This is a genomic window from Acinetobacter sp. YH12152 (genome assembly GCF_013418285.1).
GTDB lineage: Bacteria > Pseudomonadota > Gammaproteobacteria > Pseudomonadales > Moraxellaceae > Acinetobacter > Acinetobacter amyesii.
The window spans coordinates 134,375-156,152 of record NZ_VPCH01000001.1; the positions used below are offsets into that span (position 1 = coordinate 134,375).

Below are 21,778 nucleotides of genomic sequence, written 5' to 3' on the forward strand. Positions count from 1 at the left end.
TAAAAAACGTGTGCAAATCTTGGATTTACACACGTTTCAGACGAATAGCGCTTAAGCAGATTTAGAGTTTACAACTTTTAAATCTGACTTCGGTGCAGCTTCTTCAGTTTTCTTTGGTTGACGTTCTGATTTAAATTCAGGTTTCGCTTCACCATTAATCACTGCTTCATTGACAACAACCGTACCCACATCTGAACGACTTGGTAGGTCATACATCGTTTCAAGCAATGAATTTTCTAAAATCGAACGTAGACCACGTGCGCCCGTATTACGGTCAAGGGCTTTTTTAGCCACGGCACGTAATGCAGAGTCTTCAAATACGAGGTCAACATTTTCCATTTCAAATAAATATTGGTACTGACGTGTCAATGCATTTTTTGGTTCTGTCAGAATCTGCATCAATGCTTCTTCGTCCAGTTCTTCCAAGGTAGCAATCACAGGTAAACGACCAATAAATTCAGGAATCAGACCGAATTTAACCAAATCTGTCGCTTCAACTTGGCGGAATAAGTCAGATAATTTTTTAGTTTCATCTTTCTTACGTACTTCAGCCGTAAAGCCAATACCACCTTTTTCCTGACGCTGCTGTACGATTTTCTCTAGACCTGAGAATGCGCCACCACAGATAAATAGGATGTTTGAAGTATCAATTTGGATAAATTCTTGCTGCGGATGCTTACGACCACCTTGAGGCGGAATCGACGCAACCGTACCTTCGATCATTTTCAATAATGCTTGCTGAACACCTTCACCCGATACATCACGAGTAATAGATGGGTTTTCAGACTTACGGGTAATTTTGTCGATTTCATCGATATAGATAATGCCTTTTTGCGCTTTTTCTACATCGTAATCGGCTTTTTGAAGGAGTTTTTGAACAATGTTCTCAACGTCTTCACCCACATAACCGGCTTCAGTTAAAGTCGTTGCATCTGCCATCGCAAATGGCACATCTAAAAGACGCGCAAGTGTCTGAGCAAGCAGTGTTTTACCTGAACCTGTTGGTCCAACCAACATGATGTTACTTTTCGAAATCTCTACACCGTCTTCTGGTTTTTTACCACTGGTGCCAACTTTTAGGCGTTTATAGTGGTTGTATACCGCAACAGAGAGGGTCTTTTTCGCAACATCTTGACCAATCACATATTGGTCAAGCGCAGTACGGATTTCATGCGGTTTTGGTAAAGGACGAGTTGCCCAGTCATTTGATTCAACTTGCTGACTGGTCTGAACTAGGTCAAGACATACGTCCACACACTCATTACAGATGTACGCGTCCTCACCTGCAATCAGTTTCCCGACTTCAGACTGCGTTTTACCGCAAAATGAACAATGCTTTTGTCCTTGAGGATGTTCGGACATATTCACTCCAATAATTAATTCTTTAAAACTTATGGACGTTTAGATAAAACTTCGTCCACAAGACCGTAATCTTTTGCAGCTTGCGCTGTCATAAAGTTGTCACGGTCAGTATCTCGAGCAACAGTTTCGTAGTCTTGACCACTATGCTCTGCCATTAAACGATTTAAACGTTCTTTGATGAATAGAATTTCACGTGCATGAATTTCAATATCAGATGCCTGACCACGGAAACCACCGAGTGGTTGGTGAATCATGACACGGGCATTTTCAAGACAGTAACGTTTGCCTTTAGCACCGGCGTTAAGCAGGAATGCACCCATCGATGCTGCTTGCCCCATGCAGTAAGTCACAACATCAGGTTTAATAAATTGCATGGTATCGTAAATCGCCATACCTGCAGTAACCGAACCGCCTGGTGAGTTGATATATAAATGAATATCTTTATCTGGGTTTTCTGCTTCTAAGAACAACATTTGGGCAACAATCAAATTTGCCATGTTGTCTTCAACTTCACCGGTTAAAAAAATCACACGTTCACGCAAAAGGCGTGAATAAATATCAAAAGAACGCTCGCCACGAGATGACTGTTCTACCACCATTGGCACTAGTGCGTTTTCAATTGTTGGAACATACATACGTTATTTATTCCTAAATTTTTCTGACTCAACCCATAATTCACAATATGAGGGATATTTGTCGAAATTGCAAAAGATTCCCAATTAAATAACAGATATTTTTTTCATAAGCATTGTGAAATCAGGACAACTTATTTGGGGGCAAATTTCGATAAAAAAAGGCGCTTAATGCGCCTTTTTTTGAAAGCTAAAAATTAGCCTTGTTGACGAGCTTGTTGCTCTTTCAATAAGTCTTCATAGCTCACAGTTGTATCAGTTACTTTAGCAGAAGCTAAGATGTGATCTACAACTTGGTCTTCTAGAATAACAGCTTCGATTTGAGCACGTTGCTGTTTATCGTTGTTGAAGTATTCAATTACTTCTTTAGGATCTTCGTAAGAAGAAGCCATGTCTTCGATGTAAGCATCAACACGTGCAGCATCAACTTCAATTTTAGCATCAGCCAATACTTTGCTGACTAATACGCCAAGTTTAACTGATTTTTCAGCTTGCTCTTTGAATAGGTCATCTGGAAGCATACTTGAATCAAACGCTTTAGCGCCTTGAGCACCAAACTGTTGAGTGAATTGTTGGATCATTTGTTGACGTTGACGGTCAATTTCTTGAGCAACCATTGCTTCTGGAAGTTCTACTTCGTTTGCAGCTACAAGCGCATCAAAAGTTGCACCTTTCACTTGGTTACGAAGACCGTTTTTCACTTCACGTTCCATGTTTTTACGAACGTCAGCTTTCAGCTTTTCAACGCCTTCTTCTTCAGTTAGACCGAAGATTTTTAAGAATTCAGCATCAACTTCTGGAAGTTTTTGTTTTTCAACAAGCTTAACAGTGATTTTGAATTGAGCAGCTTTACCAGCAAGGTTTTCAGCTTGGTAGTCTTCAGGGAAAGTTACATCGATAACTTTCTCTTCGCCTTTCTTCATACCAACGATACCGTCTTCGAAGCCAGGGATCATACGACCAGAACCAAGAACGAGTTTAAAGTCTTCAGCAGCGCCGCCTTCAAACTTCTCGCCATCAACAGTACCTTCAAAGTCGAAAGTTACTTGCATGTCTTTTTTAGCCATGCCTTTAGTTTCAACCCATGAAGCGCGTTGTTTTTGAAGATTTTCAATCATCTTCTCAACGTCTTTGTCGTCAACTGAAGTTGTTTTACGTTCAACTTCTAGACCTTCGAACTTAACTTCAACTTCTGGATAAACTTCTACAGTTGCTTCATAAACTAAAGCATCATCTTTCATTTCAGTTTTTTCAATGTTTGGCATACCAACAGCATTGATTTTTTCTTGTTGGATCGCTTCGAATACTGTGTCACGAATGATGTCGTTTACAACTTCTTGATAGATACCAGCACCGTATTCACGACGAACAACGTTTACAGGTACTTTACCTGGACGGAAGCCGTTGATCTTCACAGTTTTGGCAGTGCGTTTCAAGCGAGCTTCAAACTGCTCGTTAATACGGCTCGTCGGTACAGATACATTTAAACGACGGGCAACGCCCGAAACCGCTTCAGAAGTTACTTGCATGGCTTCCTCGATAATTTGTTAGTTAAAACAGTTTTAAAAAAAAGTGCCACATTATATGACAACAATTAAAGATATACAAAAATGGATTATAACACTATAAATTCAGGCATGGATGCCCTTCTTATTTTTAGAATTTTTCAGCTTTTTTCGAAGAAATATTGATTATTTTTTAATTCACCATTGAAAATGAGAAACTTTCTCACTATTATTCTTAATGATATTTTTTTAATTTATTTTCATATATTTATCTTGTCCATATTTGGAATTCTTTTATGAGTAAATTTAATCTCAACCCTCTTTCCGCTGCTTTATTTGGGGCAATTGTAACTACTACGAGTTTCGCACATGCTGAAACGACTGAATCTCAAGCTCAACAGATGGAAACCATTGTTGTTTCTGCAGCGGGCTTTGAACAAAAGATCAAGAATGCTCCTGCTTCAATCAGTGTTGTTACAAAAGCAGACATAGAAAAGAAAAATGCTTCTAGCATTGCAGATTTACTAGCTGACATTCCGGGCATTGATATTCGTGACGGTATTGGTAAAACATCCGGCTTAAACGTAAAAATGCGTGGTCTAGGTAATGACTATAGTTTGGTTTTAATTGATGGACGTCGCCAAACAACATCTTCTGACGTAACTCCAAATGGTTTCGGTGAATCATCAAATGGTTACTTACCACCCCTTGCTGCAATTGAGCGTATTGAGGTCATTCGTGGTCCTATGGCTACTCGCTATGGCTCAGAAGCAATGGGTGGTGTAATCAACATTATTACTAAAAAAGTGTCTGATACATGGACTGGTAATGTTACTGTGAGTGGTAACCTCATGGAACATAATGGGGAAGCCGACTCAGCAAAAACCAGTTTTGTTTTAAATGGCCCTCTTATAAGCGAACGATTAGGGATGCAGCTACGCGGTTCTTATTTAGACCGTCAAAAATCTGAACGTATTCCAGGTACATCTGGCCGTGACCCACGCCCAAGTGAAGCAGATAATTTTGATTTTGGTGGTAAATTATCCTTTAACTTAGATGATAAAAATAGTTTTTGGTTAGATGGCTTCCATTCAAGTCAAAACTATAAAAATGATGATAATCGACTGGGCACTCAAGACACACCGAGCCGTGCTAATGGTTATAAAGACGAACTAGAATTTAACCGTGATCAAATTTCTGCTGGACATGAGGGTAACTATAATTTTGGTAAATGGTCGTCTTACGTAAGCCATACAACTACTGAAACCGTAGGCCGTACTATTCCACGAAACACATTCCCATTAAATGCATTTGCAGGTACAGATCGTACATTAGAAAACACTGACTTTGCTGCTGATACACATATCGTCATGCCTATTGCAGATCATAAAATCACAGTAGGTGCCGAATATAAAGAAGCAGAAATTGCTGACGATATTGCGGGCATGGGTTCAAAATTCAAAAAAGACTCATTATCTTTCTACGCTGAAGATGAATGGCGCCTTTTAGATTCAGTTGCTTTAACTTTAGGTGGACGTTATGAAGATCATTCAGGTTTTGGTGGTCACTTCAGCCCACGAGCATATTTAGTTTGGAATACTAATGAAAATCTAACACTGAAAGGTGGCGTAAGTACGGGTTACAAAGCACCTTCTGCAAAAGCATTACACAATGGCGTGATTAGTGTTAGTGGTCAAGGTGCAACTTTTGGTGTCGGCTCTCCTAATCTTAAACCTGAAGAATCCACTAACTATGAATTAGGCTTTAATTACAACAAAGGTAGCTTTGACTTAACGACAACGGCATTCTTTAATAAAATTGAAGACCTGATAACTGATGGAGCTGACCTTTGGAACTGTTACTCTGAAACAAATCCAAACCAAGCAGGTTGTGTAAGCTACGGTTCACATATCACTCAAGATAGTTTTTCACAAAGTATTAATGCCAATGAAGCAGAAACTAAGGGCGTTGAAGTTAGCTTGAAATATAGCATTATCCCTGAATGGGATATTAAAGCTGCATATACCTATATGGAAAGTGAGATCACAAAAGGTGAAAATAAAGGCTCGTACCTAAATAACGTACCCAAAAATGCCTTTAATATGACATCTACTTGGCATATTAATCCTTCACTCGATGTTTGGTTACAACATGAGTATAAATCTGATCGTAAACGTTATAGTACAGTCCAAACTGCTGGTGATGCTGGCATCATTTACGCTGCAACAGGTAATAAGTTGAAGGGGTATAATTTATTTAACCTCGGTACAAGTTATAGCCTTAATGACAATATTCGTATCAATGGTTCTGTAAATAACTTATTAGATAAAGACTTCACAAGCAATGGAACTTATATCAATAGCCAAAATGTAGAGGCGTCTTACTATGACTACATGACTATAGGTTCTTCAATGGCTGGAACTTACTTAGCTGGTCGCAACTACTGGTTATCCATTTCTTATGATTTCTAACTTTTAGTACTTATAAAAGACAAAACTAAAAAACCTGCTTCGGCAGGTTTTTTTGCATCAACACTTTACGATTTATTCTTATTTAATTCACAATCATGTCTATATTTATAATCTCAATTAAACATAAAAAAACAATACATTTTATCAATAACCAATAAAAACATGGTCTTAATTAATACTTGTTATATCATTACATTAAATAGGGCTATCACGATACGATTATTTATCGCCATTTACAATTACATAAAGATGTAAGAAAAAATAAGAATCATTATTATTCGCATACAAATTCACTATTCCAAATCGGGTTCGAAATGGCCTTCATTAAAACACGTAAGAAAATTGTTTCTTCAGCAATTGCTTCTTCTCTTTCTGTTATTGCCGTTAATGCAATCGCACAAGAGCAAGTTACTCAACTTCCAACGATTAACCAAGAAGTTGCTGCTGAAAAAGCACCAAGCTTAAAAGTTGATAAATCTGCGAATGCTAAATTTGTTGCTCCCCTTCTTGATACACCAAAATCAGTATCAGTGATTTCTAAGCAACTGATTGAAGACACGCAAGTCACAACTTTAAGTGATGCTTTACGTACAGTACCTGGAATTACCCTCGGTGCTGGTGAAGGTGGCAATCCAAATGGCGACCGTCCATTTATTCGTGGTTATAACTCTGAAAGCTCAATGTATTTAGATGGTATTCGTAATTCAACCTCACAAAACCGTGAAATGTTTGCCATAGAACAAGTTGAAGTCACCAAAGGTTCTGCTTCTGCTATGGGTGGTGCAGGTACTGTTGGCGGTAGCATCAACATGATTTCTAAAGTGGCTAAAAAAGGCGACCACTTAGAAGGTACTGTTGCTGGCGGTACAGATGCTTATGCACGTGTAACACTAGATGGCAATAAAGATTTTGGCAATGGGATTGCTGCACGTGTTGCCGTTATGGGACACATGAATGAGAAAGCAGGTCAAGCTGACGGTGCTGAATACAAACGTGCAGGTATTGCCCCTAGTATTACTTTTGGCTTAGACACCCCTACTCGTGCAACTTTAAGTTATTACTATTTAAAATCGGATGACACTCCAGATTCAGGTGTTCCATATTGGGATGCTGGTTTAAGTAAACCACAGGGTAAACCTGCGGAAGTAAAACAAGGCGTTTATTATGGTTGGAAAGATCGTGACTTCCAAAAACAAGAAAACCAAGCAGGAACAATCAAGTTAGAACATGATTTAACTGACAACTTAACCCTCACAAACACTGCAATGTACAGCAAATCTAAAAATGATTATGTTTGGACAAACCCTGATGACTCCAAAGGCAATGTAGCCAATGGCAAAGTATGGCATCGTCAAAACTCTGCCATCACAGATAGCGATACCTTTACAAATCAATTAGCATTGACAGGTAAATTCGCTACAGGTGCCATTAATCACAGTTTTAATGTCGGTGCTGAATATAGCAAGCAAGAAACTGACAAAGGTGGTTATAACATCATTAACAGTAAAGATGGCAAAGTTTCCTCAACGGGGTTTTACAGCGACTGTAAAGACCTCTCAAGCAATTGGTGTACTTCTCTAAACAATCCAACTCAAAAACCATTTTTAGATCGTCTAGAAGCCCGCCAAGACTTTGATGCCACGGTTGAAAGCACTTCTGTATATTTATTAGATAGTATTGAAATCACACCACAATGGTTACTTGATCTTGGTGTGCGCTGGGACAAGTTTGAAGCTGCACAAAACTTTCGTGCTACATCTTCAGCTGCTGCATATACAGCTAACAATGATTCAGACTTCTTTACATATCAATCAGGTATAACCTTTAAACCTGTTGAAAATGGTTCAATTTATGCAAGTTATGCTACCTCTGCCAGTCCTGTTGGCTTAAATGCTGGTTGGGGAGATAACAGCGAAACCATAAATGCTAATAACCAAATGATCGATCCTGAAGAAGCACAAACTTACGAGTTGGGTACTAAATGGGACTTGTTAAATGATCGTTTGAATTTAACAGCAGCGATCTTCCGTACTGAAAAACAAAATACTCGTGTACAACTTGACCCAACAACTTATGCGAATGTAGGTGAAAGTAAAGTTGATGGTGTTGAATTAGGATTAAATGGTCAAATTACCGATAAATGGGATATTTCGGCAGGTTATACTTATCTTAATAGTGAATTAACAAAAAATGGTAAATCATGCCGTGGTTCAGGTTCAACAGCAACTTGTACAGATAATTCCATTTATAATGGCAACCAAATGCCTAATGTACCTAAACAAGCAGCAACATTATGGACTACCTATAAGATATTGCCGCAATTAACTTTGGGTGGTGGTGCAGTATATTCAGACAAAGTTTATGGTGATGTTGCAAACATCAAATGGGCTCCATCTTATGTACGCTACGATGCTATGGCGCGTTATACTGTTAACAAAAATGTGGATTTACAGTTGAATGTAAATAACCTTTCTGACAAACGTTATTTCACTAAAGCCTACGCATCTCACTATGCCACTGAAGCAGAAGGTCGCAGCGCAGTTCTGTCTGTAAACTTCAAATACTAAGAAAAAATAAATACCATAAATAATTTATAGTATTGACTCAAATAGCCTCGCTTCGAGGCTATTTTTGTATATGATCAAAACATTAATATTACAGTTCCAAAGGGTTAGGCCGTGATTCACCATATCCCAAATGTATTGAGTAAAGAACAGGTCAACTACTTCCGCACAGAAATGCAAAAAGTAGAATGGATTAATGGTCAAAAAACTACGGGCTCACTGTCTAAAAATGTAAAAAACAACCAACAGCTAGATATAGACCATCCATTAACACAGCATTTAGGTGACATTATTCTGCATGAATTGTCACAACACGCGCTTTTTACATCAGCGGCTCTCCCCCTCAATATTTTGCCGCCCTATTTTAACCGCTATGAAAATGGTGAAACGTTTGGTTTCCATGTCGACAATGCCATTCGCTGGATGCCTGACAGCAATCAAAAAATTCGTACCGATTTGTCCTGCACGATTTTTCTAAGTGAACCCGAAGAATATGAGGGTGGTGAACTTGTGGTAGAAGATACCTATGGCTACCACGAAGTGAAATTGCCTGCCGGAGATTTGATTTTGTATCCATCTACCAGTGTTCATGAAGTTACTCCTGTGTATGCAGGCTGTCGTATTGCGTCATTTTTTTGGTTGCAAAGTATGATCCGTGAAGATGCTGAGCGTCACATGTTATTTAATCTCGATCAAAGCATTCAAAATTTGCGTATGCAATTGGGTGATGCACATAGTGAAGTCGTCAAGTTGACTAGTCTGTATCACAACCTTATCCGCAAATGGGCCGAAATTTAAAGCTTAAGGTCAATAGACATGGACAAACTGACAATGACTGATCACAACATTTTAGCGCCACTCACTCAGATTCCAGCTCATTTGCAAACGATTGCAGATTATGAAGTCGAGGCTGAAAAACACCTTTCCAACATGGTGTGGCAGTACTTGCAAGGCGGCTCGATGGATGAACACAGTGTCCGTGGCAATTTGTCTCAGTTTGAACAGATACAACTGCTACCACGTATGCTGAAAGATCTAACCCAAGGTCATACCCAAATCGAAATCTTAGGGCAACGTTTCCCACATCCTATTTTTGTAGCCCCGATAGGTCATCAACAACAATTTCATCCTGATGCTGAAGCTGCAACAGCCCTCGCCGCCGAAGTCCTTGGCAGCAATATGATCCTCAGCACGTTTACCAATACAGATATGCGTGAGTTAAAGCAGGACAATCCTTACAAATGGTTCCAATTGTATTGGCAAGGTGAGCGCGAAAAGTCATTATCACTGGTCAAGATGGCAGAAGAACATGCTTACACAGCGATTGTAGTCACCATTGATTCCCCGCATACAGGGATTCGTGACCGTGAACGTCGAGTGTTTTTTCATTTGCCTGAAGGCATGCAGCATCCACATACCCCTGCACATATCCCATTGCCTGAGCTCAATGATGGCGACCATCCCGTATTTAACGGTCTGATGAAAATCGCACCGACATGGGCGGATATCCTTTGGCTGAGTCAAAAAACCTCATTACCAATTATTTTAAAGGGCATTGTTAGTCCACATGATGCTGAACTTGCCCTGCAACACGGTGTACAAGGCATTATTGTGTCGAATCATGGTGGGCGCGTACTGGATGGTTGCATTCCCCCTCTCACCGCCTTAGAACTGATTAAAAATGTTGTGCCTCAGGATTTCCCAGTTTTATATGATGGTGGTATTCGTCGTGGTTCAGATGTGTTTAAAGCGATAGCCTTGGGTGCGTCTGCCGTATTAGTCGGACGTCCCTGCATTTATGGTTTAGCGACTGCGGGCGCTTTAGGCGTTGCACATGTACTCAAAATACTGAAAGAAGAATTTGAGATTACGATGGCATTAATGGGAACAGCCACCGTCGATGAGATCAATAAAGATTATATTTTTCAAAAAAGCTAATTTTATAGAAAAATATTTTCTAGTAATGGCATCTTGACGCAAAAATAGGAAATTATTTCCGGAATATATGGACTAATATTTAGTTATACATTTACGAGCTTACGGTAAAGCTAAGTCATGTGAATCTTTACGGATTTATTTCGACTTTCGACTAAAGACTCCGAAATTAAACTTGTAAATTGCTAGAATAGACACAATCTATATAAGTAGTACCTTGCCGTTTATCCACGACATTTATCCACGGTGCTATAAGGAGTTTTCACATGATGTTGGCAGATCCAAGCAAAAAATACCGTCGCATGTACCAACGTGTAGACTTACCAGACCGTCAATGGCCAAATAACGAAATCAATAAAGCGCCGATCTGGATGAGTACCGACCTTCGTGACGGTAACCAAGCGATCTTCGAGCCAATGAACATTGAACAAAAGTTTAAAATGTTCCAAATGCTTGTGAAAATTGGTTTCAAACACATTGAAATCGGCTTCCCTTCTGCATCACAAATCGACTTTGATTTCACGCGTTTGTTGATCGAAGGCGGTCATATTCCTGATGATGTGTACATCGAAGTTTTGGTTCAAGCACGTGATCATTTGATTCAACGTACATTTGAATCATTACAAGGTGCAAAACGTGCCATCGTGCATATCTACAACTCAAACTCGCCAACATTCCGCAATAAAGTGTTGAATGTTGACGTTGCTGGTGCAAAACAATTAGCGATTAATGCCGCAACGAAAGTCAAAGAATACGCTGCAAAACAGCCTGAAACTGAATTTGTATTCCAATACAGTCCAGAGTGTTTTACTGCAACAGAATTAGAAGTTGCTAAAGATGTTTGTGATGCGGTCACTGAAATTTGGGAAGCATCTCCAGAGAACAAAGTGATTTTAAACTTGCCTGCAACGGTTGAAGTTTCAGGTCCGAACGTCTATGCCGACCAAGTGGAATGGATGCACCGCAACATTCAACGCCGTGACGGTGTGATTATTTCTGTACACTGTCATAACGACCGTGGCTGTGGTATCGCCGCTTCTGAGTTGGCGATTATGGCTGGTGCTGACCGTGTCGAAGGTTGTGTGTTTGGTAATGGTGAACGTACAGGTAACGTGGACGTTGCAGCGATTGCATTGAACATGTATACCCAAGGTGTTGCGCCAAACTTAGATTTCTCAAACATTAACGAAATCATTTCAATCATTGAAGAATGCACAGGCTTGCCGGTACACCCTCGTCATCCGTATGCTGGTGATTTGGTCTTCACCGCGTTCTCTGGTTCACACCAAGATGCCATTAAAAAAGGTTTCGAGTTCCAAAAGAACGAAGAAATGTGGGATATGCCTTATTTGCCAATCGACCCGAAAGACTTGGGCCGCGACTATGATGCCGTGATTCGTGTCAACTCACAGTCTGGTAAAGGCGGTATTGCGTACTTGTTAGAATCAAATTACAACGTGGTTTTGCCTCGTCGTATTCAAATTGAGTTCTCGCAAATCGTACAGCAAAAAACAGATGAAGACGGTACTGAGATTTCTGCGCAAGCAATCTGGTCTTTATTTAAAGACACGTATGTGGCTGCCAAAGACACGCATTATGCGGCGAAAAACTACCGCTTACATGATGAAAATGGCAAACAAGTCATTGAGCTTGATGTCGAAGTGAACGGTGAGATCCAGCAATTACGTGGTGAAGGCAACGGCCCAATCTCTGCTATCTTAAATGCCTTGCAGTTACCGATTGATGTCTTGAACTATGAAGAACGTAGCATCAGTTCAGGCGCACATGCTAAAGCCTTGGCGTTGATTGAGCTTCAAGTGAAAGGTACAGGTAAGTCTGCATTCGGCGCAGGTGTGCATGACAACATCGTGACCGCATCTATCGAGGCGATTATTGCCAGCACTAACCGTTTAATTGAACAAGGTGTTTTGAGTACTGAACAAGTGATTGCTGCTGCAGTCTAATTCAATGCTATAAATATCAAATAGCAATAAAATGACTTTAGAAGGATACCCTCAAGTGGTATCCTTTTATTATTCATACTAAAGATTTAAGGCGAATTATTCCTGTGTCTTTTCCAGCTGACTCAGTGGGCTTAGTTACCCCACAAAAGTTTATTTTTGAAGAGCCGTTAGAGCTCGAATGCGATCGCATACTCCCACGTTTTGAGCTCATGGTTGAAACTTATGGCGAACTGAATGCAGACAAATCCAATGCAATTTTGATTTGTCATGCACTGTCAGGCCATCACCATGCAGCAGGTTATCATCATGAAGATGACCGTAAGCCGGGTTGGTGGGACGCATGTATTGGACCAGGCAAAGCCATTGATACGTCAAAATTCTTTGTCGTAGCACTAAATAATATTGGCGGCTGTAGCGGTTCTACTGGACCGACCTCTCCAAATCCTGAAAATGACAATCGCCCATATGGTCCTGATTTCCCATTAGTGACTGTACGTGACTGGGTCAAAACCCAAGCCATGTTGTCTGATCGTTTAGAGATTCAGCAGTGGTATGCGGTGATTGGCGGCTCTTTAGGCGGCATGCAAGCTCTACAATGGTCTGTGGACTATCCAGATCGTTTACAAAAGTGCGTGATTATTGCCAGTACACCAAAACTGTCTGCGCAAAACATTGCCTTTAACGAAGTGGCGCGTCAGTCGATTTTGTCTGACCCTGATTTCCATGATGGTCGCTATTTAGAAAATGATAGTTATCCTAAGCGAGGTTTGATCTTGGCCCGTATGGTCGGTCATATCACTTACCTCTCTGAAGAAGCCATGAAACAAAAATTTGGCCGTGACTTAAAGTCAGGTAAATTTATGTATGGCTTTGACGTCGAATTCCAAGTCGAAAGTTATTTGCGTTATCAAGGTGAGCAATTTAGCCGTAACTTTGATGCCAATACCTATTTGATCATGACCAAGGCTTTAGATTATTTCGATCCATCACGTGAATATGAGCAATCATTAAAAACCGCGATGTCTAAAACCAAGTGTCAATTTTTAGTTGTTTCGTTTACAACGGACTGGCGTTTTGCCCCTGCTCGTTCGCAAGAAATTGTAGATGCATTAATTAGCAATCATAAGCCTGTGAGCTATGTGGATATTGATGCTGAACAAGGCCATGACTCTTTCTTGTTCCCGATTCCGTTATATGTGAAAAGCTTACGTGCATTCCTAGGCGGTGTAAAACACCTGCAAGAAACACCGAAGGAGACCAACTAATGCGTATTGATCATCAACTGGCTGAACGTTGGATTAAACCAGATTCAAGCGTACTCGATTTAGGGTGTGGTGACGGTGAACTGCTTGCACATATGAGCAAAAAGCACAATATTCGTGCATATGGCTTAGAAATTGATCAAGAAAAGATTGCAATTGCAGTCAGTCGCGGGTTAAATATCATCCAACAGGACTTAAACTTAGGTTTAAGTCGCTTTGCCGACCAGTCTTTTGACTATGTGGTTATGGCACAAGCCTTGCAAGCTGTAGATGCACCAGACGTTCTCTTAAGAGACATGGTGCGTGTGGGGAAACAGGCTATTATTACCTTTCCAAACTTTGCACATTGGAAGACTCGTTCTTTCCTTGCATTAAAAGGAAGGATGCCCGTTTCAGACGCGTTACCCTATATGTGGTATAACACGCCCAATATTCATTTATGTACTTTCCGTGATTTTGAAGCGCTGTGTGCTGAAAATAACATCCGGATTATTAACCGACTTGCCGTGAATGGGGATCAACAAGACAGTTTACTCAGTAAACGTCTCCCAAATCTATTTGGTGAAGTCGCAATTTATCGAGTGAGCGCTCTATGAAAAAATTATTATTAAGCACGACGCTACTGATTGGACTTTTTAGCATACAAGCCCATGCGGATTATGTTGCTCCATCATCTTCAGTTTCTAGCCAAGCTGCACAATATTCAATTATGGATATTCACAGCTTAAGTAAAGCTGCTAAAGCAGGTCAGCCCGGTGCTCAGTTTTACTTAGGCACTAAATATCAACAAGGTAAAGACGTTGCAAAAGATGAACGTCAAGCTTTTGCATGGTATAAGGCTGCTGCTGATCAAGGTTTATCTGCAGCACAGCTTAATGTAGGTCGTATGCTTGCAGATGGCATTGGGACTAAAAAAGATGAAGCGCTTGCTCGTCAATATTTCGAAAAAGCAGCCAGCCGTGGTGATAACCGCGCAAGCTTTAACTTAGCCATGATGGAAGAGCAAAAGAAAAACTACATGGGTGCATACCAATGGTATGAGCTTTCTACCCGTGATGGCATGCTCGACAACAAAGTGATTAGCTTGTCTGAAGGTAAGAAAACGGCATTGGCAGCCAACTTAAGCCAAGACCAAATTCGTCAAGCACGTGACCGTGCAGACAAATGGATTCAAGCACAATAAGTTTTTGAATCTTAAAAAGCACCTTCGGGTGCTTTTTTATTGCCTGTCAACCACTGCATCTTGTTAAAATAGCCTCAAATCTTGTTTTATGGTGAATATTCACATGGCTTCAACTGATTGGTTATCTCAAGGCACTTTGGTGCTTGCAAGTAATAACAAAGGCAAAATTGCAGAATTTGAAAAAATGTTTGCGGAACTGAATTTGCCTGTTGAAGTGATTCCTCAAGGTCAATTAAACATTGAAGATGCCATTGAAGACGGTCTAAGCTTTGTTGAAAATGCCATTATTAAAGCGCGTCACGCATCGAAAATTTCAGGCAAGCCAGCCATTGCAGATGATTCTGGCATTTGCGTTCCTGTACTCGGTGGCGCACCAGGAATTTACTCTGCGCGCTATGCAGGTGAACATGGAAATGATGCCGCTAACAATGCCAAGTTGCTTGCTGACCTCAAACCACTCCGTAAAGAGGGTGAAGCCATCGAAGGGATGTTTGTATGTGTCTTGGCTTTGGTCCAACATGCAGAAGACCCACTCCCACAAATTTTCCAAGGGATTTGGCGCGGTGAAGTGATGGAAGCAGCACGTGGTGAAAATGGCTTTGGCTATGACCCACTGTTTTGGCTGCCAGAACTGAATGTTTCTAGTGCTGAATTATCAAAAGAAGAAAAAAATAAAATCAGCCATCGTGGTCAAGCAATGAAATTATTTAAAGCAAGTTTGAAATAATTTGAATTGGAGTTAATCTTAATGCCAAAGTTTAACTCCAATCCCTGAATAAAAATAGAATAATTATGGCACTTCAACCGATACAGATCATATGCAACACTTGCCATCACACTTCAACTGAAATCCCAACACGCTCATTTCTTAGTTTTCAAAAACTAAGCTGCCCTCATTGCCATGCGCAACTAACCTACCCGCTCACCTCAGGCTTTCGTACCACTTACGTTATTTTTGCAGTGTTGATCGTACTGTCGATCATGCTTAATCTGTCGCAAGGTCAGGTTGGATTTCCAGGCCTGATAGGTATCGCAATGATATACGCCCTCGTGCGTGATTGGCAGATTCGCAAACAGCTCAAGTAGTCACCCTTTGTGGGCATCGATAATTAACTTTTCATCTTAAAGCGAAAAAAGATGCAAAATTAACCCATATATACTGACGACGATACAGCTCATAATCGTGCCTGAAGCAATATAACGTGCCGAAGTGCCTGTTCCTTGATAATGCGTTTCTAAAGCCACAATATTGGCTGCAGGGGGTAAGCAGAACAGCATGAACATCACCCCAATATATTTCTCGATCTGGGGAATCGGAAGAAAGGCATAACTCAAACCACAGATCACCGCGCCAACGGTGAGTTTCATCGCATAAATACGACTACTGTTCATCAGATCACGCCACTGTACCTTTGTTTGGCGCAGCCACATGCCTAAGACACACATCCCTGTGAAACTCATTCCAATTTTTGCAGCTTGATAGAGCCAATCTAAGATCTGATGTTCTTCTAAATGCTGCAGTCCAACTATTCGACAGACACCTGCAATCATCAAGGCAAATACAGGCGGTGACATCGCCACTTTTTGAATCACGCTCGACCATGGTAGTTGGGCTGAACTGACGGCTGTAACAGCCCACATATTGCCAAAGATAGAACCACCGACATACAAAGCCACCATCGCTGCACTAATTTCAGGGCCAAACAGTGCTAAGGCAAAAGGAAAACCCAGCCAAGCCAAGTTCAAATAACTGACACACAAGGCACGTAAACTATCTTTTAACAGCCAGCGAAATAAATAAAACATCAGCACGGCTACACTAAAGCTAAAGAGCATGAGCGCTAAACTGCCTGCTTGATAGAACACCATGTTGTAGATGATTACGGCTGGAATAAAACAGCGTGCAAGTAAGCTAGAGAAAATCGATTTGAGCGATGCGGTTCCTGATAATGATGCCAATCCGAGGCCACTTAAAAAACCCAATATCGGAAGAAGAAACACCACTACACCACCCTCACTGCTCAATCCATGCATAGTAACACTGAACATAAGCTTCGCGGCTGTCTTTAAACTGCAACATCTTGGTCACTTCACTGTCATCTACAACTGCTGAAATGTTGTGCAGACCAACAAGAGGATAACAAGATGGCTGGACTATCGATTTGGCATGTACTGATTTTTGCAATTGTGGTGATTTTACTCTTTGGTACCTCTAAGCTAAAAAACTTGGGTAAAGATGTCGGCGGCGCAGTCAAAGATTTCAAAAAATCGATGCGTGATGAAGACGCAGCAAATACACAGCTTAATGAGCCTCGCACGCTAGAGCATGAAGCTCAAAATAAAACCAATTCCTCAGTTCAAAGCTAAGGGGTTGTCATAATGCTTAATATTGGTATTAGCGAATTACTGGTGTTCAGCATTATTGCGCTGATCGTACTCGGCCCGGAAAAACTGCCTGAAGGTATCCGCTTTGCAGGTAAATGGTACGGGAAAGTTAAACGACTGATCAGTAACGTGCAAACAGACATTGATCGTGAACTTCGCATGTCTGAACTTCGTGAAGAAATGCAAAAAGAAATGCAACGTATTCAACAGCTCGAAGCGCGTATGCAAGCGCAGATGAATGAATTGCAACAAACGCAACACCCCATAGAACAGACTGCGCAAAAACAACAAGAAGCAGTCCTACCTGACAATAAAAATTTATCCCCACGTTATCAGTACATCGAACGTGGTCAGAGCACGATATTTGCCGTGGTTGCACCCCAAATGAAAATAAAGCACGAAATTAAAACAGATCAAGCTCCTGTATTAAGTTCGACCGATGCATTAGCAGAATATCAGGTGGCCGTATGACAGATCTTTCACTGAATAATTCACAGAACACTGTGCCTGATTTGGAAGAAATGCCGATCACCAAACATTTGGTGATTTTGCGTCGGCATTTGATCAAAATTACAGGGCTCATTTTGATTCTGTTCTTATGTTTATTGCCCTTTGCCAATCAAAGCTATCAATTGATGTCAGAGCCTCTGCGTGCGCAGTTGCCGATGAACTCATCCATGATCGCAACGGATGTGACCGCCACCTTTATGGCGCCGTTTAAGTTGAATTTCTTTGTCGCGCTAATGCTCGCTATGCCCTTCGTGATTTATCAACTTTGGGCCTTCATCAAACCTGCACTGTATGAAAAAGAGCGGCATTTGGCGATGCCCTTATTATTCGGCAGCATCGTCCTCTTCTATGCCGGTATTGCCTTTGCCTATTGGGTTGCCCTGCCATCCATCCTACATTTTTTTATGAGTGTTTCCCCTGAAACGGTCGCCCCAATGACGGACATCAATAGTTATTTAAGTTTCTGCTTAAAGCTTTTTTTGGTGTTTGGACTGACCTTTGAAATTCCAATCATCACGTTAATTTTGATTTTGATCGGGGTGGTATCTACTCAAACTTTGGTAGAGAAGCGTCGTTTTATTATCGTCGGCTGTTTTTTTGTCGCCATGTTTGCAACGCCACCCGATGCGCTTTCGATGATCATGTTGGCCATCCCCATGTGGATGCTGTTTGAGCTGGGTTTGTTCTTTGGCAAGCTGATTGAAAAACGACGTGCATCTACAACTTAAATAGACTGATGTTTCGACAATTTTGGTGAATTTTACACCTAAGAGGCTGAGATAGCCTCTTTTTTTATGCGTCCATTTAATGTTTTGCATTTTTCCTGCAGCGAAATCTAAACGCCTATTTCATCAGTTTGCAACATTAGCTTCAAAGCATTGTCATATTTTATCGATAGTTTTATGTGATCAACTTTTACCCAGCACACCTTTGCCAGGATTTAAATTCATGACAAACATGCCATATAACGAAGATCAAGAACTTGATAACAACACTTCGGATAACCTTCATTTTCGTGACATTTTAGAACAGCGCATCAGCCGTCGTAGCTTGATTACCAAGACTGCGAGTGGTGCAGTCGCACTTGCATTGGCATCTTCATTAACGGGGTGTAATGATGACAATGACTCAGATTCAAATAGCAATACCAAACCACCTGTCACTGATCCAAATCAAAAACCGACCAAGTTCAATTTCACACCAGTGAAAAAGAATTTAGACGATATTGTGACTGTTCCTGAAGGCTATCAAGCGCATGTGCTATATGCGATGGGTGACTCGATTAACCCTGCATACCCAGCATGGGATGATAACAATGTTCCTTCTGGCCCGAGCTTCCAATTCCGCTCTGGTGACTGCCATGACGGTATGAGCTTCTTTGGTTTAAATACCACCTCTGGACGCTATGATGCCAAGCAGTCAGACCAAGGTTTGTTGGTGATGAACCATGAATACATCAATCCAACCTTCTTACACCCACAAGGCCCAACCAAAGTGGAAGGCCGTCGCCCTGAAGATGAAGTCATCCGTGAAGTCAATGCACACGGTGTTTCTGTTATTCAAATTGAAAAAGACAGCAAGACTCAAGCCGTCAAACTGGTACAAAACTCTCCATTTAACCGTCGTATCACAGCATCGACCGTAATGGACTTTAAAGGTCCTGTTGCAGGCTCAAGCTTAGTCAGCACGAAGTTTTCAGCCAATAGTCAACAAACCCGTGGTACACACAACAACTGTGGTAATGGTTATACCCCTTGGGGCACTTACCTGACGACAGAAGAAAACTTCATTGGTTACTTCGCTCGTGCGAAAGAAGATGATGCCAAACGTAGTCCTGCTGAAATTGTGGCACTCAACCGTTATGGCCTAAAAGCGGGTGCAAACTCACGCTATGGTTGGGAAACGGCGATTGGAAGTAATGAGTCACAAGATTTATATGACCGTTGGTCAGCGAATGTTACCGGTACTCAGGCAGCAGAAGATTATCGTAATGGTCCAAACACCTTTGGTTGGATTGTCGAAATCGACCCATTTGACCGTCGTGAAAACCCCGTAAAACGTACAGCACTGGGTCGCTTTGCACATGAAGACTGCCGTGCAAGTCGCTTACGTGAAGATGACAATCTTGCATTTTACATGGGTGATGACTCACGCGGTGAATACATCTATAAATTTGTATCAGACCAAAAATGGAATAAAAAAGATGTCAACGGTGGCTATGCTGCAGGTGACAAATACATGAACAACGGTAAGTTATACGTTGCCAAATTTAACAATGACGGCAAAGGTCAATGGATTGAATTGAGCTATAACGTCAATGGTTTAAACCAAAGCAACAGCGTTTATCCGTTTAGCTCACAAGCAGATGTTCTGACCTTCGCACGTCTTGCCGCAGATGCTGTCGGTGCTACCAAAATGGACCGCCCAGAATGGGTCGCTGTGCATCCAGACAATGGTGAAGTCTATGTGACTCTCACCAATAACTCGAACCGTGGTACGACGCATGCACTAGATGCTGCCAACCCACGTAACTACACCGACCCTGAAGGTGGTAAAGGCAACGTCAACGGTCATATTATCCGTTTCCGTGAAGATGGTGATACAACCACTGCGCTCAGCTTTACTTGGGATATTTACCTGTTTGGTGCTGAAGCAAAAATGGCGAGCAACATTAACTTATCTGGTCTCAATGACAACAATGACTTGTCTTCACCCGATGGGATGTGGTTCGACCCACGTGGTGTGTTATGGATTCAAACCGATGACGGTGCTTATACCGATACCACCAACTGTATGATGCTTGCTGCGCTTCCGGGTCAAGTCGGTGATGGTACAAAAGCCACGACATCATCGGGTCAAGAAACCATTGTGGGTGCAAAACTGAATGATGAAAACTTACGTCGCTTCCTGACTGGGCCTAAAGAGTGTGAAATCACAGGTGTGACGATGACACCTGACTACAAAGCGATTTTTATCAATGTGCAACATCCCGGTGAAGATTCAGCATCCTATTCTGAACCGACCAGCCACTGGCCTGCATCACAAACCAATGCAGCAGCGACTTCACGTCCACGTTCTGCAACCGTTGTCATCACCCGTAAAGATGGTGGTGTGATTGCTGGCGAAGCGGTAGAACAAGCTCAGCCAACACAAAAAACCGCATAAAACACCTCTAAAAAATAAGCCGACGAATCGTCGGCTTTTTTTATGGCTTTAAATGCAATTCAATCTGGGTGATCTGTCCTTGTTGCTCACCCTGCTGCTGTTTTTCCTGCCAATGCCACTGTGAATCCCGCATACACAATAAATTTGAACAACGTGTGCCATACACAGGACTTTGAATAAAGGTTGAAGACAGCAAATGTTCCATTTCCGCCTGAATCCCAGTATTGGGTAACAATGCTGGAATGATTTTACGTTCATCTTCCAAAATATCCCACGCAGCGGCGTCTATGTCCGCCTGTGGTTGCTGGCTTTGTAGCATCGGTAAAAATTCTTGCGTGAAGCGTTTGCGTAAATGTCGGGTCTTTTCCCAATGTTCAGTCATTAAACCATTGGATGTGACATACACCCCTTTGGCTAAGACTTGTGGTGCTTCACCGCGATTACTCATATAAACGGCTTGAGTGGCATCGCCAACGAATAAATTAAAGCCAGCATAATTACATTGGATTTGTTCCAGTGCTTGCGCAAACCGAATGGGCGTTTGCTCAGATTCTAAAAATTGCTGAATCAAAGCGCCACGTGAAGTGGGATATGTGGTCTGATCACGACCATCACGAAAATTGGTCACAATCGCCCAACGCCCTTGAGCGGTAATCCCCATCCATGTTCCACCAGACTGTAAGTCCTGTCCTGCAATAATCGGACTATCTACCCATTGCTTTAGACCTGCCGTCGGTCGATGATAAAACTCATCACGATTCGAAATCAGGCAGAGTGGCATGTCATCCAAGACCTGCCAAGCAAAAGCCACAATGCACATATTCAACTCTCAATATCTTT

18 protein-coding genes are annotated in these 21,778 nt (G+C 41.5%); 13 read left to right on the forward strand and 5 right to left on the reverse strand.

Annotated elements, in window-relative coordinates; genetic code table 11:
* Positions 1–51: 51 nt before the first annotated feature.
* The 3 genes from clpX to tig all read right to left on the reverse strand — a co-directional run bounded on the left by clpX (position 52) and on the right by tig (position 3,523).
* Positions 52–1,362, reverse strand: coding sequence for an ATP-dependent protease ATP-binding subunit ClpX (gene clpX, locus FTU83_RS00600; RefSeq protein WP_180105471.1), 1,311 nt, complete (start codon positions 1,360–1,362; stop codon positions 52–54).
* A 29-nt stretch (positions 1,363–1,391) separates the two neighbouring features.
* Positions 1,392–1,997 (reverse strand): ATP-dependent Clp endopeptidase proteolytic subunit ClpP, encoded by a 606-nt coding sequence (gene clpP / locus FTU83_RS00605; protein WP_180105472.1) that lies wholly within the window; start codon positions 1,995–1,997, stop codon positions 1,392–1,394.
* A 194-nt stretch (positions 1,998–2,191) separates the two neighbouring features.
* The gene (tig, locus tag FTU83_RS00610; protein ID WP_078192708.1) at positions 2,192–3,523 is read right to left on the reverse strand and encodes a trigger factor; all 1,332 of its coding nucleotides are present in this window, start codon (positions 3,521–3,523) and stop codon (positions 2,192–2,194) included.
* Positions 3,524–3,795: 272 nt separating this feature from the next.
* Here tig and FTU83_RS00615 point away from each other — a divergent pair, with 272 nt between their 5' ends.
* The 9 genes from FTU83_RS00615 to rdgB all read left to right on the forward strand — a co-directional run bounded on the left by FTU83_RS00615 (position 3,796) and on the right by rdgB (position 15,605).
* Positions 3,796–5,970 carry a TonB-dependent receptor domain-containing protein gene (locus FTU83_RS00615; RefSeq protein ID WP_180105473.1) on the forward strand — a complete coding sequence of 725 codons (2,175 nt, stop codon included), beginning with the start codon at positions 3,796–3,798 and terminating at the stop codon, positions 5,968–5,970.
* 314 nt (positions 5,971–6,284) lie between these two features.
* Positions 6,285–8,537 carry a TonB-dependent siderophore receptor gene (locus tag FTU83_RS00620; RefSeq protein WP_180004552.1) on the forward strand — a complete coding sequence of 751 codons (2,253 nt, stop codon included), beginning with the start codon at positions 6,285–6,287 and terminating at the stop codon, positions 8,535–8,537.
* A gap of 111 nt (positions 8,538–8,648) precedes the next feature.
* The gene (locus FTU83_RS00625) at positions 8,649–9,332 is read left to right on the forward strand and encodes a Fe2+-dependent dioxygenase (protein ID WP_180004553.1); all 684 of its coding nucleotides are present in this window, start codon (positions 8,649–8,651) and stop codon (positions 9,330–9,332) included.
* A 33-nt stretch (positions 9,333–9,365) separates the two neighbouring features.
* Complete coding sequence (locus tag FTU83_RS00630; RefSeq protein ID WP_180004554.1) at positions 9,366–10,472, forward strand: alpha-hydroxy acid oxidase; 1,107 nt, start codon at positions 9,366–9,368, stop codon at positions 10,470–10,472.
* Positions 10,473–10,735: 263 nt separating this feature from the next.
* Positions 10,736–12,433: a 2-isopropylmalate synthase gene (gene leuA / locus FTU83_RS00635; RefSeq protein ID WP_111884051.1), complete on the forward strand. Its 1,698-nt coding sequence runs from the start codon at positions 10,736–10,738 to the stop codon at positions 12,431–12,433.
* Positions 12,434–12,537: 104 nt separating this feature from the next.
* A complete protein-coding gene (locus FTU83_RS00640) occupies positions 12,538–13,698 on the forward strand; it encodes a homoserine O-acetyltransferase (RefSeq protein WP_078192713.1) in 1,161 nt (386 codons plus the stop codon).
* Positions 13,698–14,291, forward strand: a complete 594-nt coding sequence (gene metW, locus FTU83_RS00645; protein WP_180105474.1) for a methionine biosynthesis protein MetW — start codon at positions 13,698–13,700, stop codon at positions 14,289–14,291. Before FTU83_RS00640 ends, metW begins: the two co-directional genes overlap by 1 nt.
* Positions 14,288–14,878 (forward strand): tetratricopeptide repeat protein, encoded by a 591-nt coding sequence (locus FTU83_RS00650; RefSeq protein ID WP_078189669.1) that lies wholly within the window; start codon positions 14,288–14,290, stop codon positions 14,876–14,878. Before metW ends, FTU83_RS00650 begins: the two co-directional genes overlap by 4 nt.
* A gap of 103 nt (positions 14,879–14,981) precedes the next feature.
* Complete coding sequence (gene rdgB, locus FTU83_RS00655; protein ID WP_078192870.1) at positions 14,982–15,605, forward strand: RdgB/HAM1 family non-canonical purine NTP pyrophosphatase; 624 nt, start codon at positions 14,982–14,984, stop codon at positions 15,603–15,605.
* Positions 15,606–16,000: 395 nt separating this feature from the next.
* Here the strand turns inward: rdgB and FTU83_RS00660 are convergent, their stop codons facing one another.
* Entirely contained in the window at positions 16,001–16,882 is an 882-nt protein-coding gene (locus FTU83_RS00660) for a permease (protein WP_180105490.1), read from the reverse strand.
* Between the two features lie 141 nt (positions 16,883–17,023).
* On the opposite strand from FTU83_RS00660, the gene tatA reads away from it, so the two are divergent.
* From tatA to FTU83_RS00680, 4 genes are all read left to right on the forward strand, one after another.
* The gene (gene tatA / locus FTU83_RS00665) at positions 17,024–17,245 is read left to right on the forward strand and encodes a Sec-independent protein translocase subunit TatA (RefSeq protein ID WP_078189673.1); all 222 of its coding nucleotides are present in this window, start codon (positions 17,024–17,026) and stop codon (positions 17,243–17,245) included.
* A 12-nt stretch (positions 17,246–17,257) separates the two neighbouring features.
* A complete protein-coding gene (gene tatB / locus FTU83_RS00670; protein ID WP_180105475.1) occupies positions 17,258–17,734 on the forward strand; it encodes a Sec-independent protein translocase protein TatB in 477 nt (158 codons plus the stop codon).
* A complete protein-coding gene (tatC, locus tag FTU83_RS00675; protein ID WP_180105476.1) occupies positions 17,731–18,501 on the forward strand; it encodes a twin-arginine translocase subunit TatC in 771 nt (256 codons plus the stop codon). Before tatB ends, tatC begins: the two co-directional genes overlap by 4 nt.
* 220 nt (positions 18,502–18,721) lie before the next feature.
* Positions 18,722–20,938, forward strand: a complete 2,217-nt coding sequence (locus tag FTU83_RS00680) for a PhoX family phosphatase (RefSeq protein ID WP_180105477.1) — start codon at positions 18,722–18,724, stop codon at positions 20,936–20,938.
* Between the two features lie 40 nt (positions 20,939–20,978).
* Here FTU83_RS00680 and FTU83_RS00685 read toward each other — a convergent pair whose 3' ends face one another.
* On the reverse strand, positions 20,979–21,758 hold the full coding sequence (locus FTU83_RS00685) for an NRDE family protein (protein ID WP_180105478.1): 780 nt from the start codon (positions 21,756–21,758) through the stop codon (positions 20,979–20,981).
* Positions 21,759–21,778 lie beyond the last annotated feature (20 nt).

Coding starts and splice junctions, on each gene's coding strand:
- FTU83_RS00620 (WP_180004552.1), top strand. CDS start 6,285: ATGGCCTTCATTAAAACACGTAAGAAAATTGTTTCTTCAGCAATTGCT.
- clpX (WP_180105471.1), bottom strand. CDS start 1,362: ATGTCCGAACATCCTCAAGGACAAAAGCATTGTTCATTTTGCGGTAAA.
- FTU83_RS00685 (WP_180105478.1), bottom strand. CDS start 21,758: ATGTGCATTGTGGCTTTTGCTTGGCAGGTCTTGGATGACATGCCACTC.
- FTU83_RS00650 (WP_078189669.1), top strand. CDS start 14,288: ATGAAAAAATTATTATTAAGCACGACGCTACTGATTGGACTTTTTAGC.
- tatC (WP_180105476.1), top strand. CDS start 17,731: ATGACAGATCTTTCACTGAATAATTCACAGAACACTGTGCCTGATTTG.
- FTU83_RS00630 (WP_180004554.1), top strand. CDS start 9,366: ATGACTGATCACAACATTTTAGCGCCACTCACTCAGATTCCAGCTCAT.
- tatB (WP_180105475.1), top strand. CDS start 17,258: ATGCTTAATATTGGTATTAGCGAATTACTGGTGTTCAGCATTATTGCG.
- leuA (WP_111884051.1), top strand. CDS start 10,736: ATGATGTTGGCAGATCCAAGCAAAAAATACCGTCGCATGTACCAACGT.
- metW (WP_180105474.1), top strand. CDS start 13,698: ATGCGTATTGATCATCAACTGGCTGAACGTTGGATTAAACCAGATTCA.
- FTU83_RS00680 (WP_180105477.1), top strand. CDS start 18,722: ATGACAAACATGCCATATAACGAAGATCAAGAACTTGATAACAACACT.
- tig (WP_078192708.1), bottom strand. CDS start 3,523: ATGCAAGTAACTTCTGAAGCGGTTTCGGGCGTTGCCCGTCGTTTAAAT.
- FTU83_RS00615 (WP_180105473.1), top strand. CDS start 3,796: ATGAGTAAATTTAATCTCAACCCTCTTTCCGCTGCTTTATTTGGGGCA.
- clpP (WP_180105472.1), bottom strand. CDS start 1,997: ATGTATGTTCCAACAATTGAAAACGCACTAGTGCCAATGGTGGTAGAA.
- rdgB (WP_078192870.1), top strand. CDS start 14,982: ATGGCTTCAACTGATTGGTTATCTCAAGGCACTTTGGTGCTTGCAAGT.
- tatA (WP_078189673.1), top strand. CDS start 17,024: ATGGCTGGACTATCGATTTGGCATGTACTGATTTTTGCAATTGTGGTG.